We start from the raw sequence: 16,262 nt of genomic DNA, 5'->3' as shown, positions 1-16,262 counted from the left end.
AAGAAAGAGGAGATAAGGATATGAATACAGCAAAAATGATTGACCATACGCTGTTAAAAGCAGAGGCAACAAAAGAACAAATTGTGAAACTTTGTGAAGAAGCGAGAGAATATGGATTTGCGTCAGTTTGTGTAAATCCGGTATGGGTGAATACGGCGGCAGAGGAGCTTAAAGGGAGCGATGTAAAGGTTTGTACCGTTATTGGTTTTCCTCTCGGAGCTTCAACAGCTGCAGTTAAAGCTGCAGAAACAGCGGATGCGATTCAAAATGGCGCTGGAGAAGTGGACATGGTGCTTTCAATTGGTCTTTTAAAATCAGGATCAGAAGAAGCGGTTGAAGCTGACATTCGTGCGGTTGTTGAAGCCGCTGAATCAAAAGCGATTGTGAAGGTCATTATCGAGACATCACTGCTTACTGAAGAAGAAAAGGTACGCGCTTGTGAGCTTTCCCTTAGCGCTGGTGCCGATTTTGTCAAAACGTCTACTGGATTTTCAACAGGGGGAGCGACGGTTAAAGATGTAACGTTAATGCGAAAGGTTGTTGGAGACAAGGCTGGCGTAAAGGCATCTGGAGGCATTCGCGATTTGAATGATTTGAGAGCGATGGCTGAGGCTGGTGCGAACCGCATCGGGGCAAGCTCAGGTGTAAAGATTATGAACGGTGAAGCTGTTGAAGGCGGATACTAATTTTATAGAGTAATAGATTACAAAGGACAAAAGGGGATGTTAGAAATGAAAGCAAACAACATTATTCAGCTTCAGGATGGGTATTTGAACCGCACACCGATTTTTCAGTTTATCCTCTTGTCTCTGCTGTTCCCGTTATGGGCAGTGGCGGCAAGCTTGAATGATATTCTGATTACACAGTTCAAGCATGTGTTTGAACTTAGTGATTTTGCAAGCGCTTTAGTACAAAGTGCTTTTTACGGAGGCTATTTCCTAGTAGCGATTCCTGCTTCTATGGTCATTAAAAAAACAAATTATAAATTTGCAATTCTAACAGGTTTGCTTTTCTATATTGTGGGCTGTTCACTGTTTTACCCGGCATCACATATGGCCACTTACACGATGTTCTTATTTGCCATTTTTTCAATCGCGATTGGCTTAGGTTTTCTTGAAACGGCTGCGAATACATATAGTTCAATGATCGGACCGCGCAAGTATGCGATTCTTCGATTGAACATCAGCCAAACGTTTTACCCGATTGGTGCCATTTCCGGAATCCTGCTTGGAAAATATCTTGTGTTCCAGGAAGGCGCTAGTCTTGAAGCACAAATGGCAACGATGACTCCTGCAGAAGCACAGGCTTTTGGATTAAAAATGCTAGAGCATACTCTTGAACCTTATAAATATATTATTTTCGTTCTTGTCGGTGTGCTTGTTCTGTTTGTTCTTACGAAATTCCCTTCTTGTAAACCGGAAGTGAAAAGCACCATAGCTTCAGAGAAAGCACCTGGCATCTTGCAGACACTTAAATACTTAGCTGGCATCAAACGTTTCCGCAAAGGAATTGCCGCTCAATTTTTATATGTAGGAATGCAGGTAACAGTCTGGTCCTTTACGATTCGTCTAGCACTGGATCTTAATCCTGATATTAATGAACGTACAGCTTCAAACTTTATGGTATACAGCTTTATTGCCTTCTTTATTGGTAAATTCATCGCGAATTTCTTGATGACTCGTTTTTCACCATCGAAGGTATTGGTTACTTATTCAATTATCGGTTCAGCTCTGCTTGCTTATGTGGCATTCGTGCCGAACATGACAGCGGTGTATGCAGCGGTTGCCGTGAGCATGCTGTTTGGACCGTGCTGGCCGACGATTTATGCAGAAACGCTTGAAGTCGTTAAAGAGAAAAAATACACAGAAACAGCTGGCGCCATTCTAGTGATGGCGATTGTCGGGGGAGCTGTTGTCCCAGCCGTTCAGGGATTTGCTTCTGACATCTTTGGTTCAATGCAGACGTCTTTCCTTGTATCAATGGCTTGCTTCGTTTATGTAGGTTTTTATTTCTACGGTGAAATGAAAACACAAAAAAACGCTGAGCAAGTAAAAACAAAAGCCACAGCGTAAGACTTAGACTCCAATCCAATAGATAAGGCAGCCTTTTACCTGGCTGCCAAATCTATATGGGCTTGAAAGGAATGGAAAGAATGACAGGTATGATAGAATTACAGCGTGCATTTTTCTCAGAAAGCAGCAAAGTGATTTTCAGAAACACTGAATTTACTGTAAGCTTATTTAAATATCCATCTGGTGTTGAAGCGATTGAACTGAAAAATTCCCGCGGCAGAATGGTTGTGCTTCCATATATGGGGCAAATGATTTGGGATTTGGAATTTGACGGTGCCGATCTGAAAATGAAAAACATGTTCTCTCAGCCGAAAAAGGCAGAACAGGTGATTGATACCTATGGCTGCTTTGCTTTTCACTCTGGATTAATCAGCAACGGCTGTCCTGGTCCCGAAGATAATCATGAACTCCACGGAGAAATGGCATGTTCAGTGATGGACAAAGCGTGGTTTGAGATTACGGATAAAGGCATTAAAGTATGTGGTGAAACAGAGTATGTCAAAGGCTTCGGCCATCATTACATGGCTTCACCGAGCGTTGAAATGGTAAGCGGGGAATCATTCATTAAGATGAATATGACAGTGAAAAACCTCTCAGGTGCAGAAATGCCGCTTCAATATATGTGCCATACAAACTATGCCTATCTTGATCAGGCAGTGATGAAGCAGAATATTCCACAGGATGCTTTTAAGCTTAGGGAATCGATTCCAGGTCATGTGAAGCCGACTGAAAAATGGCTGAATTATAATAAGAAGCTATTGAATGGCGAAGAATCGCTCACTCAATTAACCAATCCAGATATGTATGACCCTGAGATTGTGTTTTTTGCAGATGAACTCAACCAATACGAAGACATAGCAGAGTTTGAAATGGTATCGCCTAATGATGTGACATTCTTTACAAAATTTAAAACAGCGGAATTAAAATATGCTACAAGATGGTTATTACATAATACGGACCAGCAGGTAGGAGCGTTTGTCCTGCCGGCAACATGCCGTCCTGAAGGCTTCAAGGCTGCTGAAAAAGCAGGAACATTAATTTCGCTTAAAGCCGGGGAAGAACGGTCATTCACCGTTGTAACCGGAAAGAAATAAGGAGGAAAAGAACATGGATATAGCAGTTATCGGATCCAACATGGTGGATCTTATCTCATACATTGATAAAATGCCTAAAGAAGGAGAAACACTTGAGGCGCCTGACTTTGAAATCGGGTGCGGCGGCAAAGGAGCAAACCAGGCTGTTGCAGCTGCCAAAATGGGCTCTAACGTCATGATGGTCACAAAAGTTGGGGATGACCTGTTTGCAGACAATACAATTCAAAACCTAAAAAACTACGGTATCGATACAGAATTTACAGAGAAAGTGCCAGGCACATCAAGCGGAGTTGCCCCTATTTTCGTAGACCCGGAATCAAAAAACCGCATCCTTATCATTAAAGGAGCGAATCAGCACTTGCAGCCAGAGGATGTAGACCGTGCAGCTGAAAAGCTTAAGACATGCTCCCTTATTGTTCTTCAGCTTGAAGTTCCGCTGCCGACGGTTTACCGCGCAATTGAAATTGGAAACAAGCATGGCATTCCGGTTATCTTGAATCCCGCACCTGCATCTAAGGACTTGGATTTTGAATATGTATGCAAAAGTGACTTTTTCATCCCGAATGAAAGCGAACTTGAGATCTTAACTGGCATGCCAGTAGAGTCTGATGAGCAAGTCAAAGCAGCAGCAACCGTCCTGATTGAAAAAGGAGTAAAAGATGTCATTGTGACAATGGGCAGCCGCGGCGTGATGTGGGTTACGAAGGATAAAACACAAGTTATCGAGTCACATAAAGTGGCAGCGATTGATACCACTGGAGCAGGCGATGCATTCATTGGATGCTTTGCACACTACTATGCGAAAAACGGGGACCTGCTTCAGGCGATAAAAATGGCGACAGCATTTGCGGCATTGAGTGTTACTAAACGTGGAACACAGTCTTCTTATCCGACGGCGGAGGAAGTTGAAGAGTTATTGAAAATCCAGGCTTAATAGAAACAAGACAGGAGCAGAGCTTCCTGTCTTGTTTCTTATTTACTCAGTAATACGGATTATACTGCGCAGGATAAGAATATTGAGTCTGCCCCTGCGGATTGTAATACTGCGCTGCATAAGGATTGTAAGCTGGCCACTGCTGCGGATAAGCCGTAACCGGCGGTTCAAACTCCTGTCTGCCATTGCAGTCATTGGATGGGCCAATGATGACGGTCTTTTTGATTGACGCGATTGCTTCTTTCCATTTGCCTTCATCCAGGCAATAAGTGTCTGCCATGACGTTGGCTGGCGTTAAGCGCATGATGTCAGATCCGAAAATGGCTTGCGGGTACGGGGCGTCAAAGATGGCAATCAGATGGGTATTATCTTCCACAGCCACTTCATAATGCCAAAATCCCTGCGGCACATTTGCCACTTGGCCCGGTTTAATCGGAAGATTGATCAGCTGATTTGTAAACGGGTTGATGAATGAAACAACGGCAGAGCCTGATACACAATAAACCAGCTCCGACGCATTCTGGTGAATATGCGGTTCTACATACTTGCCTTTGCTCAAAAAGATATCAAGCAGCGAGACGTTGCCAAGGGTGTTCATGTTGTTGCGCCCGAGGGCATTGATGTAATTACGCGCGTCTCCTTTAAACAGCTGGTTGTTGTTCAAATCGAAGTATATTTGTTCTTTGAAGATGTATAGTCAATCTCTAAAATGGCCACTCTGTCAGCCTCCCTGAAAATAGTCCTTTCATTCTATGATGGGGCGGAGAATGCGTGACAGATGCCTATTTCAAAAAAGCCTGACCCTCTGAAGGTCAGGCTTGTCTTATTTAGAGGTGCTTGTTTTGTCCATATGCTTCAAAAGCTCATTCAATACCTGACTGTAGGTAGACAAACGCTCTTCTGTGCGGCCAGGGAATGCTTTTTCGATAAAATTTTTCATCGAATCCCCCTTTTTATTAAAATACAAATACATGGATAATGATAAAAATAGATTCATAGACTGACAATCCATTTTTAACTTAAAAAGCATGAGAATCTGAACTGAGAAACTAAAAGAGCCGCAAGACAAAGATTTGTAATTTCATGTTGGAATTAGAAGAATCATAGAAGAAAAACAGGAGGATTCACATATAAATCTTGTTCTTTTTGCAGGAATATGCAGGATTATTAGGGAATAGGTAATAGTTTGACATCAGCTGCGGAGGCATGAAAGTAGAGGAGAGACACATGATCGAGATTTTCGCAAAATATAACTTCAAACTAACTAAAGAAACAACCAAAGCGATAGAATTCGAACATATTATTAGTAAAGACGTCATCTATACTCAGAACACAAAAGGAATCAACATCGCCCTTCATCCTGATACAGCAGAGTCGCTTTGTCTGACCGAAAAAAGCGACGGGCCTGTGCATAGCACGGCGCTGCGCATTTTTCCAAAAAGGAAGAATGGCGGGAAGACAGCCATTCATTTTGGCTATTCTTTTAAGTTTCAGTCAGAGGAAGAGTTAGGCGATTTCTTAAGTAGGTTAGATGATCTTTTTAGATGCAGATAAAGAAAACGATCAGCGAGTGCTGATCGTTTTTCTTTTGTCTATTCATCAGTTCATCGAGAACCATTCTTATTTTGAAAAAATGACCATGCTTTTGATAACCAATTATTTAAATCGTTTTTGCAAAGATGTTTCTTTTTACAAGGATCCATCATTGTTTAGCTGACAAGATACTAGTCCTGTTATTTTATATTATAATTCTGCACCATTCGTCTCAATCACGTTTTTATACCAATCAAACGAATCTTTTTTATAACGCTTCATAGATCCATTTCCTTCATTATCCCGATCCACATAGATCATCCCATACCGTTTTTTCATTTCCCCGGTAGTGAATGACACAATGTCTATAATGCCCCATGGTGTATAGCCCATTAGATCAACGCCATCGTATGTTACGGCTTTTTCCAAAGCTTCGATATGGGATTTCAAGTATTCGATTCTTTGAGTGTCATGGATGGATCCGTCCTCTTCTACTATGTCAATGGCACCGAAGCCATTTTCCACGATGAACAATGGAATTTGGTAGCGGTCGTAGAAACGGTTTAGGGTGTATCGTAAGCCAGTTGGATCGATCGCCCAGCCCCAGTCGCTGGATTTAATGTAGGGGTTCTCTACTCCGTTTGGCAATCCGCCGTTGACGATATCTCCCGTGTTGTCATTGACTACACCGGTTTTGACGGTAGTGGACATGTAGTAGCTGAAGCCTAAGTAGTCCACCTTTCCGTTTCTCAGGATTTCGTCGTCGCCGTCTTCGATTGGGATGTTGAATCCTTCTCGTTCGAACTCTTTAAGAGCATAGCTTGGATAGTAGCCGCGGACATGTACATCCGGGAAGAAGTAGCGCTGCCTCATTGTTTCTTCCGCCAGCATGACGTCTTCCGGGTTTGATGAGTAAGGGTAGATCGGTACATGGGAAACCATGGCGCCGATTTGGAATTCCGGGTTAATTTCTTTTCCAATGGATACAGCTAATGCACTGGCAAGCAGTTCATGGTGTCCCGCGATGTACATGATTTCTTTCGCGTTTTCATTTTTTTTAACCTGAACCCCTGAGTTTGTCCATAAAAACAGCGGGTTGTTAACATCCATTTTGTTGTTGATTTCGTTAAAGGTCATCCAGTATTTCACTTTGTTTTTATAACGTTTAAAGCAGACTTCCGCAAATTTCACAAAGAAATCGACCATTTTTCTGTTTCTGAATCCGCCATATTCTCTTGCTAAATGCAGCGGCATTTCAAAGTGGGATAAGGTAATGACTGGTTCGATTCCATGCTTCAGCAGTTCATCAAATACATCATCATAAAATGCTAAGCCATCTTCGTTAGGTTCCGCTTCATCGCCTTTAGGGAAAATTCTGCTCCAGCCGATTGAAGTCCTTAAGCATTTTAATCCCATTTCGCTGAATAGAGCAATATCGCTTTTATAGTTATGGTAGAAGTCAATGGCTTCATGGTTTGGGTAGAATTCATTCTCTTCGATCGTTTCAGTGATTTTTCTCGGTACGCCATGGGCACCTGCTGTCATGACATCGACTACACTTGGTCCTTTTCCGCCTTGATTCCATCCGCCTTCAAATTGGTGTGCAGCTAAAGCGCCGCCCCATAAAAAATCTTTTGGCATTTTCTTCATAAGCCATTCCTCCTATTTCACGACTGTTAATAATTTTTGATGTAAAGAAGTTTCTTCAAGATCTTCAATGATAATTTTTTCATAAGCTGCTGAATTCGTTATGATGACTGGTGTAACAGTCTTTAACCCCTTATTCAGAATGCTTTCTTTGTCAAATTCGACGAGCAAATCGCCTTTTTTCAATCGGTCTCCATCTTTTACTTTCATTGCAAATGGTTTTCCGTCTAAAGTAACTGTATCCAGCCCGATATGTACGAGCATTTCAATCCCGGATTCTGAACGAAGGCCAATGGCATGCTTTGTAGGGGCCACCATAACTACTTTACCGTCAAAAGGACTGTATAATTTGTTGTCTGCTGGATGAATGGCTAAGCCTTGTCCCATCGCACCAGAGCTGAAGACTTCATCTGGCACCGCTGAAAGGGGGATGACCTTTCCGCTTAATGGAGCATCCACTGTTTCTTCATTGTTTTGAGGTGCTTGTAAATCAGCTTTGCTTTGATCTGCTTTTTCACTATTTGCTTCTTTAGCTGTATCCTCTCCATAACCGAAGAGCTGAATGAGAATGACCGGAAGGATGATGGCAATTGCCGAACCGATCAGAATCCCCCAAATGGACGTTGGAAATTCGGCATTGATTCCATTGACAATCGTAAGCGGTCCCGGCAGCCCGGCGTAAACAAAGTAGTAAGGACTGAAGAAGCTCGCGGCAACAGCTCCGACTGCCCCGGAAATGCATCCGAAAATGAACGGTTTTTTAAATCTTAAAGTCACTCCGTAAATGGCCGGCTCGGTGATTCCGAAGATTCCGGTGATCCCAGCTGAAATCCCGACTTTTCGTGTTTCCTGATTTCTCGCTTTCAAAATGACTCCAAGGACAGCTCCGACCTGTGCAATCACGGCAATGGTCTGGTAAGCCTGAAAGGAATCGCGGCCATACTGTTCAAAATTCGCCAATACCATTGGTGTGACTCCCCAATGGACACCGAAAATAACGACGATCTGCCATAAGCCGCCGATAATGGCTCCGGCTAAAGCAGGTGCGTTTTCCGCCAGGAAGTTATATCCATTCGCAATCCCATTTGCTCCCATTGTTGTAACAGGGCCAATTAATAGAATGGTTAATGGGACCATGAGGATCATGCAAAAAAATGGAACAAATAATGGCCGAATCACTTCATGGATGAATTTATTTAAAAATCTTTCCAGGTAAGACAAGATCCATACTAAGAATAGCGGAGGCAGGACGGAGGATGTATACACCGTTTCTGATAAGGCAAGCCCCAGGAACGTAATGCTGTCTCCTTCTGCAATTTTTGCCGCCATATCTGCCCAAGTTGGACTAACCAATGCCGCACTGCATGCTACGGCTATAAAGGTGTTTGTCTTAAAATGCTTGGATGCGGTAATGGCGATGAAAATAGGCAAAAACGTAAATGGTGCCCATGATATAAAACTTAAAACCTGATAAGTGCCTGTTTCTGCAAAGCTATTAAAAAATAAATTGATGATGATTAACAAACCCTGCAAAATACCGGCTGCTGCCAATATGTAAACAAAAGGAGCAAAAACGGCTGACATTGTGGCAATGACGCGGTTTAAGATCGTTCCTTTGTTTTCGCTGTTATCATCCGATGCTTCAACGTTTACTAAACTAGAAAACTCTTCATAGACTTCTCCTACATGCTGTCCGATTACGACTTGGAATTGTCCGCTGTTTTCTACTACCGTAATGACGCCGGGCATGGATCCTACAATTTCTTTCGCTTTCGGATTTGACCGCTTAAGGACTAACCGGAGCCTTGTTGCACAGCGCGTAACCCCAACCATATTTTCTTCTCCGCCGACCGCTTCTAAGATGTCTTTCGCGAGCTTTGGATAGTTTCTCACTTTACCCGACAATTTAATTCCCCCCTGAATGAAAATTGTAGTATACGCTTACAGTATAATTGTACCGGTACAATTAATCAATACATAAACAATTTATTTTGTTGGGTATAATAATATTGAATGTGCGATTTAGAAGGTTATGCTATAATTTTGGTATTGGAAATGATCAATAAATGAGGAATGTGCATGTTAAAGTACCAGCAAATCGCAGCAGAAATGGAAAAGTATATTGAAGAACATGAGCTTCAGCAGGGGGATAAACTGCCTGTTCTGGAGGCATTAATGACTCAATTTGAAGTGAGCAAGAGTACAATCACGAAATCTTTGGATCTGTTAGAAAAAAAAGGGGTTATTTATCAAGTCAGAGGCAGTGGGATTTTTGTTAGAAGGCATAAGAGAAAGGGATATATCAGTCTGCTTTCAAATCAAGGATTCAAAAAAGATCTTGAGAATTTTACCCTAACTTCAAAAGTGATTGAATTAGATGTGAGGAAACCAACAGAAGAAGTGGCTTACAATTTAAATATTGAACTTGAAGACGATGTCTATTATGTAAAAAGGGTCCGGTTTGTGAACGGGCAAACGTTGTGCCTGGAAGAATCGTATTTTAACAAATCGATCGTTACGTATTTAAACAGAGAGATCGTCTCTGAATCCATATTCAGCTATATTATGGAAGGACTGGGATTGAAGATCGGCTTCTCCGATTTATTTCTTAATGCAGGAATCCTGAATGAGGATGAAGCGAAGTGTTTAGGCTTGCCGAACGGATCACCTAAACTCTACGGCGAGAGTATTTTTCACTTAACCAACGGACAGCCATTCGATTTTTCTAAAATCACGTACAACTACGAAAATTCCCAGTTCTTTATTCAGGCGAATAGTCATTTTATATAAGCATAAATAAGAAACGGCGCATATACGATGCGCCGTTTCTATTTGTAGATCAAATCAGGGAAGGTTCTCCATCTAATAAAGAAAACAAGGAAAAAATCCCGAATAAATACAAGTGCAAAAAAGACCCCTGCAATGATGCGGGGGTCTAGCTATTTTCAGTTATACTTCATTGTTAAATCAGTCACAACAGGGTAATGATCGCTTGGAAATTGCCCATTCTTTTGATAGTTAATGATTTCAATTGTTTTTGCTAAGATGTTGCCTTTTGCAAGGATCCAGTCGATGCGTCTTTCAGGACCTTGTCCAGTAGGATCGTTAAAGCCGTTGAATGTTCCAAGATCTTCGTTCACGCGAGTTTGAGCTGTATCCCAAAGATCACTGAAAGCTCCGTCTTGTGTAAGAGTTTGATGCGGAAGACTAGTAGGACTAGTGTTAAAATCTCCTGTTAAGATGACGGGTAAATCCGGATTGAATTCTTTTGTTTTTTCTAAGATTAGTGAGGCACTTTTTTCTCTGGCTTCTGGTGATTGATGATCAAAATGCGTATTTACTACATAGAACTGCTGGTTGCTCCTTTTTTCAAGAAACTTTGCCCATGTGACCATACGTGGAATTTGATTCCCCCAAGACTTTGATCCAATAACTTCTGGGGTATCCGATAGCCAGAAGTGATCATATTCAAGTGGCGTATACTTATTTTCGTTGTAGAAAATAGCTGAGTATTCGCCTTTGCTTCCGCCTTCACGACCTAGGCCAATCCAATTGTATTTTGGCAGCTGGTCTTTTAGATCTTGAATTTGCTGATAGACAGCTTCCTGAGTTCCAATGATATCTGGCTGTTCCTTTTGGATAAGCTTCTTGATGGTAGGAATCCGCTCCGCCCAAGTATGCGGGGAAGGATCATTGCTGTTTAAATATCTTAAATTGTAAGTCATTGCCCTTAAGTCTACCTCGGATGATTGCTTGGATTTTTCTGCAGCTGAAACATTTTGCATTCCTGAAAACAAACTGCTTACCATGGCGAGTACCATTGCGGCGAAAAAAATAGGTTTTAATCCTTTTTTCAACTGTTTTCCCTCCTAAGTATGTATGCTTACCTACTAAGCATAACGTCTGATTGTAAAAAATATGTATTAAAGGGAATAAACTTTGTAAAGAGAATATGAGTTATGAATACTCTTGATATCTCAAGGATCTGACTGTTGAATTTAGGAGATTAGTTTTATAGATGTGAGAGATTTATTTCCTAGAAAAATTTACAGAGGTTTTAATATGTTACGTCAATTTAACAGAATATAATTTTTCAATCCTGCTCAGTGTGCGTATTGAGTATAGTACTTATTGTGAAATCAAAACGGGACGCAATCACTTTTCCGCCTAAGTGGGCAAAGTTCTGCAAAGCAGTGTCAAAAGTAAGGAAAGCGGATTTTTACTAGATTCCATATCAAAAAGCCTGCCTTCAAAAGAAAGCGGGCTTTCATTCTTAACTTTCAACAACCTTACGAAAAACAAAAAAAGCAACCAAAGCCCCCAAACTCCCCAATCCAAGCAGTACCAGAAGAGGAAACAGGCTTGTGCTTATGTAAAACAGGATTCCAACCCCTGCCGCAATACCAACTGTATGTACCGGCTTTCCCAGCGAGAGCAGCATGGAGTTTTTAAGCGATTGGAACAACTTCAGATGAAAGTGCACCGTGTTGGAAAAGAAGTGCAGAGTAAAGACAAACATGAACATGCCTGCTGCCAGGAATAGATAGTAGAGGGGCGAGCTCGCTTTGGCAAAGTATAAGTAGTCGATAACTAGGATAATCCAGAGTGGAACAATAAGCAGGCCGCCGGTCATGCTGCGGACATAGTTTTCTTTGTAGAAACTCCAATATGAACGGATCAGCGGAACTTGGCTGTCCGTGGTCACCCATTTGCGCACGATGCCGAAGAGTGCGGCTGTAGCCGGAAACAGGATAAATGGAGCAAAGAATGCAATGGTTAGACCGTTGACTATTAAGCCAGCTGGTTCTTTAATTGCAAATAAATTGAAAGTTAAGTAGACGATAGGCAGGTTGAAGAAAATCCAGACGATGTTTGCTGTAAAGATTCTGGTGATCCATTCGGTTATGGTGTAGAGCTGCTGCGGCAATTCTCCGAGTTTCATTGATATCCCCCTGTTGCTTGAAAACGTTTTTCTCTTATCATAGCATAATTTATTTTTTCTTTTGTGCTAAGAGTTAGTTCCCAATTGCAAGCTTAGAACCAATCATGTCAATAATTCCTGGCTTTTCGGTTAAAAGTTAACCATTCTTTCAAAATGATCTAAATACCCTAATCCAAAAGACTATACATTATAAATACCTTTACATAATTTGAAGTTATAACAGGATTCTTGTGAGTTTTGAGTTGTCTAGAAAATTTATAAGGAACCTACTTTGAGAGGTATGATGTAATGGAAGAACCGAAAAGGTTAAGTGCAAGTGGCAGTAAGTCTCATTCCAAAAAGAATTCATGTCAAATCGGACCTTTTTCACAAAAGAAACGGCGTGATGAAGTACTGAAGTTACGTATGAAACAAGCAAAGTATTTTGATAGACATTACCGTGCTCATCGATGTAACGGAGATGAGGAGCTTTATCCAAATAAAATCGGGAATTTTTCTAAAGCATTGCCCCATAATCTGCTTGGGGAGGTAGACAAAAAAGCATATAGATCTTTGAAGAAGGCACTAACATCAGGAGAACCTGAAGATTTCGATTCGATCCTTATGGGCAATGTTGTGAAGCTTGCAAATCCTCAGGCTGCTTATTCATTCGATATAGTGGGTCCTGATAGTCATCAGTTAAGCATAGCTGTTCCTCCCCGATTCAGCAGTGCGTGGCAAGCGGGTGAAATGGTGGAGCTTTACTGGCGAGCACTCACCAGAGATATCCCTTATTCAGATTACAATCAGAATCCACTGATATTGGAAGCGGCTGCTGAGCTTTCAAAGCTGTCTGATTTCAGGGGGCCAAAAGAGAATGGAGTGGTTACGAGTAGAACCTTGTTCAGGGGGAATACACTTGGAGAGCTGACAGGGCCATTGATTTCTCAATTCCTTTGGAAGGATATTCGGCAAGGGATTAAAACTGTAACACAGAAATACTATACTCCAGTGCCAGGTGACGACTACCTGACATCGTACAACGAATGGGCAACTATACAGAATGGTCATCCTCCATCTACTGCCAATCATCTTGATTCTGTCCCAAGGTATATCCGGAATGGCAGAGATCTCGGAGAATGGGTTCATCAAGACTATTCATTCCAGGCTTTTCTTAACGCGTGCTTAATATTGATAACTTACGGACAAGGTGCTCTTGATCAAGATAATCCATATATTCATTCAAAAACGCAGGGTGGTTTTATTACCTTTGGGTCCGTGCATATGCTGGACTTCATTACAAAAGCAACTAGAAATGCGTTAGAAGCAGCATGGTTTCATAAATGGTTAGTCCATCGCAGAGTTCGGCCAGAGGAGTTTGGAGGCTTTGTTCATAATCATCTAATTGGTGCATCGTGCTGCCCTATTGATCAAGAATTGCTGGATTCAAATGCTATAAAACATATAAAAAGCAACTTTGGTACGTACTTGCTGCCACTAGCCTACCCGGAAGGCTGTCCGACCCATCCTTCATACCCTGCCGGACATGCAAGTATTGCTGGAGCTTGCGTTACAATCCTCAAAGCTTTCTTTAATGAATCCTTCGCCATTCCAAATCCAGTGGCTGCTAATTCTGATGGTACAGCCCTCATCCCTTATGCCGGTCCAACCTTAACAATAGGTGAAGAATTAAATAAACTTGCCTCTAATATCGCACATGGACGCGATACAGCGGGCGTACACTTTCGATCTGACGGAGTTGAAGGTCTGAAATTAGGTGAATCAGTGGCCATTGGCATTCTACAAAGCTATAGAAAAACCTATAATGAAACGTTTAAAGGCTTTACCTTTACAAGATTTGATGGGACGAAAATAACCATTTAAGAGCCGAATTTTGTTTTGGCTCTTTCTTTAATTAAGCACATAGCTTGTAGATTGAAAGAAAGGGATAAAGCCCTCCCGCAAAGAATACATACCTATATAAACAAATCTGAGGCAGCAGCAAGACTGTCTCATTTTGGAGTGTGAAAAAATGAGTGATCATGAACGGATTATTACCGTGAATGGCTTGGTGAAAAAGTACGGTGATTTTACTGCGGTCAATGGAATTGCTTTTGACGTGTATAAAGGCGAAGTATTTGGAGTGCTTGGCCCGAATGGTGCAGGGAAGACGACGACTTTGGAGATGCTGGTCGGACTGCGGAAGCCGGATGGAGGTTCGGCTGATATTGGCGGGTTTGATGTGGTGAGGGAATTGAAGAAGGTGAAGGAAGTGATTGGGGTCCAGCTGCAGTCGACGACGCTGTTTGAGCTTTTGACGGTAGAAGAAATTCTTCATTTGTATGCAAGTTTTTATAAAAAACAGATTCCGATTCATCCGCTGATTGAGGATATGCTTTTGACGGATAAGACAAAGAGCCGGATTAAAAGCTTGTCAGGCGGGCAGAAGCAGAGACTTGCGATTGCGCTCGCTCTTGTCCATGACCCTTTGATTATTTTTCTGGATGAGCCGACGACGGGACTTGATCCGCAGGCTAGAAGAACGCTGTGGGATATTATTTTTAATCTGAAGGAAAAGGGAGTTACGGTTGTTTTGACAACGCATTACATGGATGAAGCTCATGTGCTTTGCGACCGGATCGCCATTATGGATCAGGGGAATCTGATTGCACTCGATACACCGGCCGAGCTTGTCCGCAGCCTTCACTCTGAAAATGCGGTGGAATTCCGTTTTGAGGGAGAAGCAGCGGAGATGGATTTCTATGAAATTGAAGATGTCAAGCAGGTTGGGGGGCAGAAGGATGCAACCATTCTCTATACGGATAATCTTCAGGCTACTTTAACGAGCCTCATTCAAACGGCTGCAGACCGGGGTTTGAAATTGGCAGACTTACAAATTCGAACGGCAACGCTTGAGGACGTCTTTATTCATATGACGGGAAGGAGGCTGAGGGAGTCATGAGGGCATATTGGCAGTTAACGTTAACCCAGCTGCGTATTTTTCTCCGCAATCGCCAGGTCTTATTCTGGACGCTATTGTTTCCAATTTTTCTAATGGTCATGCTCGGATCATTTCTGGGAGGCGGGAACAGCATGTCGGTGACGGTTGGAGTTGTCGATCAGGATAAATCCGGTGAATCTAAGGTATTTGTAACCTCATTAAAGAAAAATAAAGCGATGGAGCTTGAAATGGAGTCGGAGGAGGACAAAGCCTTCAGCGAGGTGAAAAATGGAAATCTGCAAATCTTGATTGTGATTCCAAAAGGTTATGGTGAAGAGCTTAATCAAGAGTCTCCTTTCAAACTCCCAGTCTATTATGACGAAACAAATACAGCTGTCTCGCAGCTTGGACTGCAGCTTGTAAATGGAGCGGTTGATCAGATCAGCAAAGAAAAAGCAGATTACAAGCCTGTGGTCGTCACCGAGGCGAAAGGAATTGAGACGCTGAATCTGCAGTATATTGATTTCCTTGTACCGGGAATTGTGGCGATGATGATTATGAGCAACAACATGAACGGGGTGGCCGGGCAGATCGCGGCGTGGAGAGAACGGGGGATTTTAAGAAGAATGCAGGGAACAACTCTCAAAGCATCAACCTTCATTGCAGCTCAGATCACGGCGCGTCTTATGCTGAATGGTTTGCAGGCACTGCTTGTACTTATAATAGCGCAGCTGATTTTCGGAGTGGATGTGCGCGGATCCTGGCTGACACTGATCACTTTTGTTATTTTAGGTACGCTTGCCTTTATGGCAATCGGATTTATCATTGCCGGAATTGCAAAAACACCGGAGAGCGCAGCACCAATCGCAGGATTCCTTTCGTTCCCAATGCTTTTCTTAGGAGGTGTCTTTTTCCCGATAAAAAATATGCCCGATTTTCTGCAGCCGATTGTCTATGTGCTTCCAATTTCCCATTTAAGCCATGCATTAAGGGAAGTTATGAACGTCGGAGCATCCTTCTTGGCACTTGGAACTGAAACGTTGATTTTGGGATGCTGGGTTATGGGAGCATTTATCGTGGCGAGCTTGACGTTTAAGTGGGAATAAGAACCAGAACAAAA

Annotated in this window: 13 protein-coding genes and 1 pseudogene; 9 read left to right on the top strand and 5 right to left on the bottom strand. The window is 42.2% G+C overall.

Annotated features, from left to right (window positions below):
• The first annotated feature begins 20 nt into the window (after positions 1-20).
• From deoC to rbsK, 4 genes are all read left to right on the top strand, one after another.
• Positions 21-686, top strand: coding sequence for a deoxyribose-phosphate aldolase (gene deoC / locus GJU41_RS14270; protein ID WP_070879522.1), 666 nt, complete (start codon positions 21-23; stop codon positions 684-686).
• 45 nt (positions 687-731) lie between these two features.
• A complete protein-coding gene (fucP, locus tag GJU41_RS14265; protein WP_070879523.1) occupies positions 732-2,072 on the top strand; it encodes an L-fucose:H+ symporter permease in 1,341 nt (446 codons plus the stop codon).
• 80 nt (positions 2,073-2,152) lie between these two features.
• Positions 2,153-3,166 (top strand): aldose 1-epimerase family protein, encoded by a 1,014-nt coding sequence (locus GJU41_RS14260; protein WP_070879524.1) that lies wholly within the window; start codon positions 2,153-2,155, stop codon positions 3,164-3,166.
• A 13-nt stretch (positions 3,167-3,179) separates the two neighbouring features.
• The gene (rbsK, locus tag GJU41_RS14255) at positions 3,180-4,100 is read left to right on the top strand and encodes a ribokinase (RefSeq protein WP_070879525.1); all 921 of its coding nucleotides are present in this window, start codon (positions 3,180-3,182) and stop codon (positions 4,098-4,100) included.
• Between the two features lie 46 nt (positions 4,101-4,146).
• On the opposite strand, the pseudogene GJU41_RS14250 reads toward rbsK, so the two are convergent.
• Positions 4,147-4,811 (bottom strand): annotated as a pseudogene (locus GJU41_RS14250) (cupin domain-containing protein).
• A 516-nt stretch (positions 4,812-5,327) separates the two neighbouring features.
• Between GJU41_RS14250 and GJU41_RS14245 the strand changes: the two are divergent.
• Positions 5,328-5,654: a hypothetical protein gene (locus GJU41_RS14245; protein ID WP_070879526.1), complete on the top strand. Its 327-nt coding sequence runs from the start codon at positions 5,328-5,330 to the stop codon at positions 5,652-5,654.
• A 189-nt stretch (positions 5,655-5,843) separates the two neighbouring features.
• On the opposite strand, the gene bglA is transcribed toward GJU41_RS14245, so the two are convergent.
• A complete protein-coding gene (gene bglA / locus GJU41_RS14240) occupies positions 5,844-7,283 on the bottom strand; it encodes a 6-phospho-beta-glucosidase BglA (RefSeq protein ID WP_070879528.1) in 1,440 nt (479 codons plus the stop codon).
• Positions 7,284-7,295: 12 nt separating this feature from the next.
• Positions 7,296-9,185, bottom strand: a complete 1,890-nt coding sequence (locus tag GJU41_RS14235) for a beta-glucoside-specific PTS transporter subunit IIABC (RefSeq protein WP_070879529.1) — start codon at positions 9,183-9,185, stop codon at positions 7,296-7,298.
• Positions 9,186-9,359: 174 nt separating this feature from the next.
• Here GJU41_RS14235 and GJU41_RS14230 point away from each other — a divergent pair, with 174 nt between their 5' ends.
• A complete protein-coding gene (locus tag GJU41_RS14230; protein WP_154319000.1) occupies positions 9,360-10,070 on the top strand; it encodes a GntR family transcriptional regulator in 711 nt (236 codons plus the stop codon).
• A gap of 155 nt (positions 10,071-10,225) precedes the next feature.
• On the opposite strand, the gene GJU41_RS14225 is transcribed toward GJU41_RS14230, so the two are convergent.
• Together GJU41_RS14225 and GJU41_RS14220 are read right to left on the bottom strand one after the other, a co-directional pair.
• Positions 10,226-11,137, bottom strand: a complete 912-nt coding sequence (locus GJU41_RS14225) for an endonuclease/exonuclease/phosphatase family protein (protein ID WP_083328390.1) — start codon at positions 11,135-11,137, stop codon at positions 10,226-10,228.
• Positions 11,138-11,553: 416 nt separating this feature from the next.
• Positions 11,554-12,222, bottom strand: a complete 669-nt coding sequence (locus GJU41_RS14220) for a YesL family protein (protein WP_070879531.1) — start codon at positions 12,220-12,222, stop codon at positions 11,554-11,556.
• A gap of 288 nt (positions 12,223-12,510) precedes the next feature.
• On the opposite strand from GJU41_RS14220, the gene GJU41_RS14215 reads away from it, so the two are divergent.
• The 3 genes from GJU41_RS14215 (at position 12,511) to GJU41_RS14205 (ending at position 16,248) form a co-directional block, all read left to right on the top strand.
• The gene (locus tag GJU41_RS14215; RefSeq protein WP_070879532.1) at positions 12,511-14,085 is read left to right on the top strand and encodes a vanadium-dependent haloperoxidase; all 1,575 of its coding nucleotides are present in this window, start codon (positions 12,511-12,513) and stop codon (positions 14,083-14,085) included.
• A gap of 148 nt (positions 14,086-14,233) precedes the next feature.
• Positions 14,234-15,163 (top strand): ABC transporter ATP-binding protein, encoded by a 930-nt coding sequence (locus GJU41_RS14210; protein WP_070879533.1) that lies wholly within the window; start codon positions 14,234-14,236, stop codon positions 15,161-15,163.
• A complete protein-coding gene (locus tag GJU41_RS14205) occupies positions 15,160-16,248 on the top strand; it encodes an ABC transporter permease (RefSeq protein WP_070879534.1) in 1,089 nt (362 codons plus the stop codon). The genes GJU41_RS14210 and GJU41_RS14205 overlap by 4 nt, the downstream gene beginning before the upstream one ends.
• Positions 16,249-16,262 lie beyond the last annotated feature (14 nt).

The sequence above is a fragment of the Metabacillus idriensis genome, assembly GCF_009674765.1.
GTDB classification, from domain to species: domain Bacteria; phylum Bacillota; class Bacilli; order Bacillales; family Bacillaceae; genus Bacillus_P; species Bacillus_P idriensis.
The sequence above is the reverse complement of the archived record's forward strand: the minus strand, read 5'-3'. Positions and strand labels throughout refer to the sequence as shown.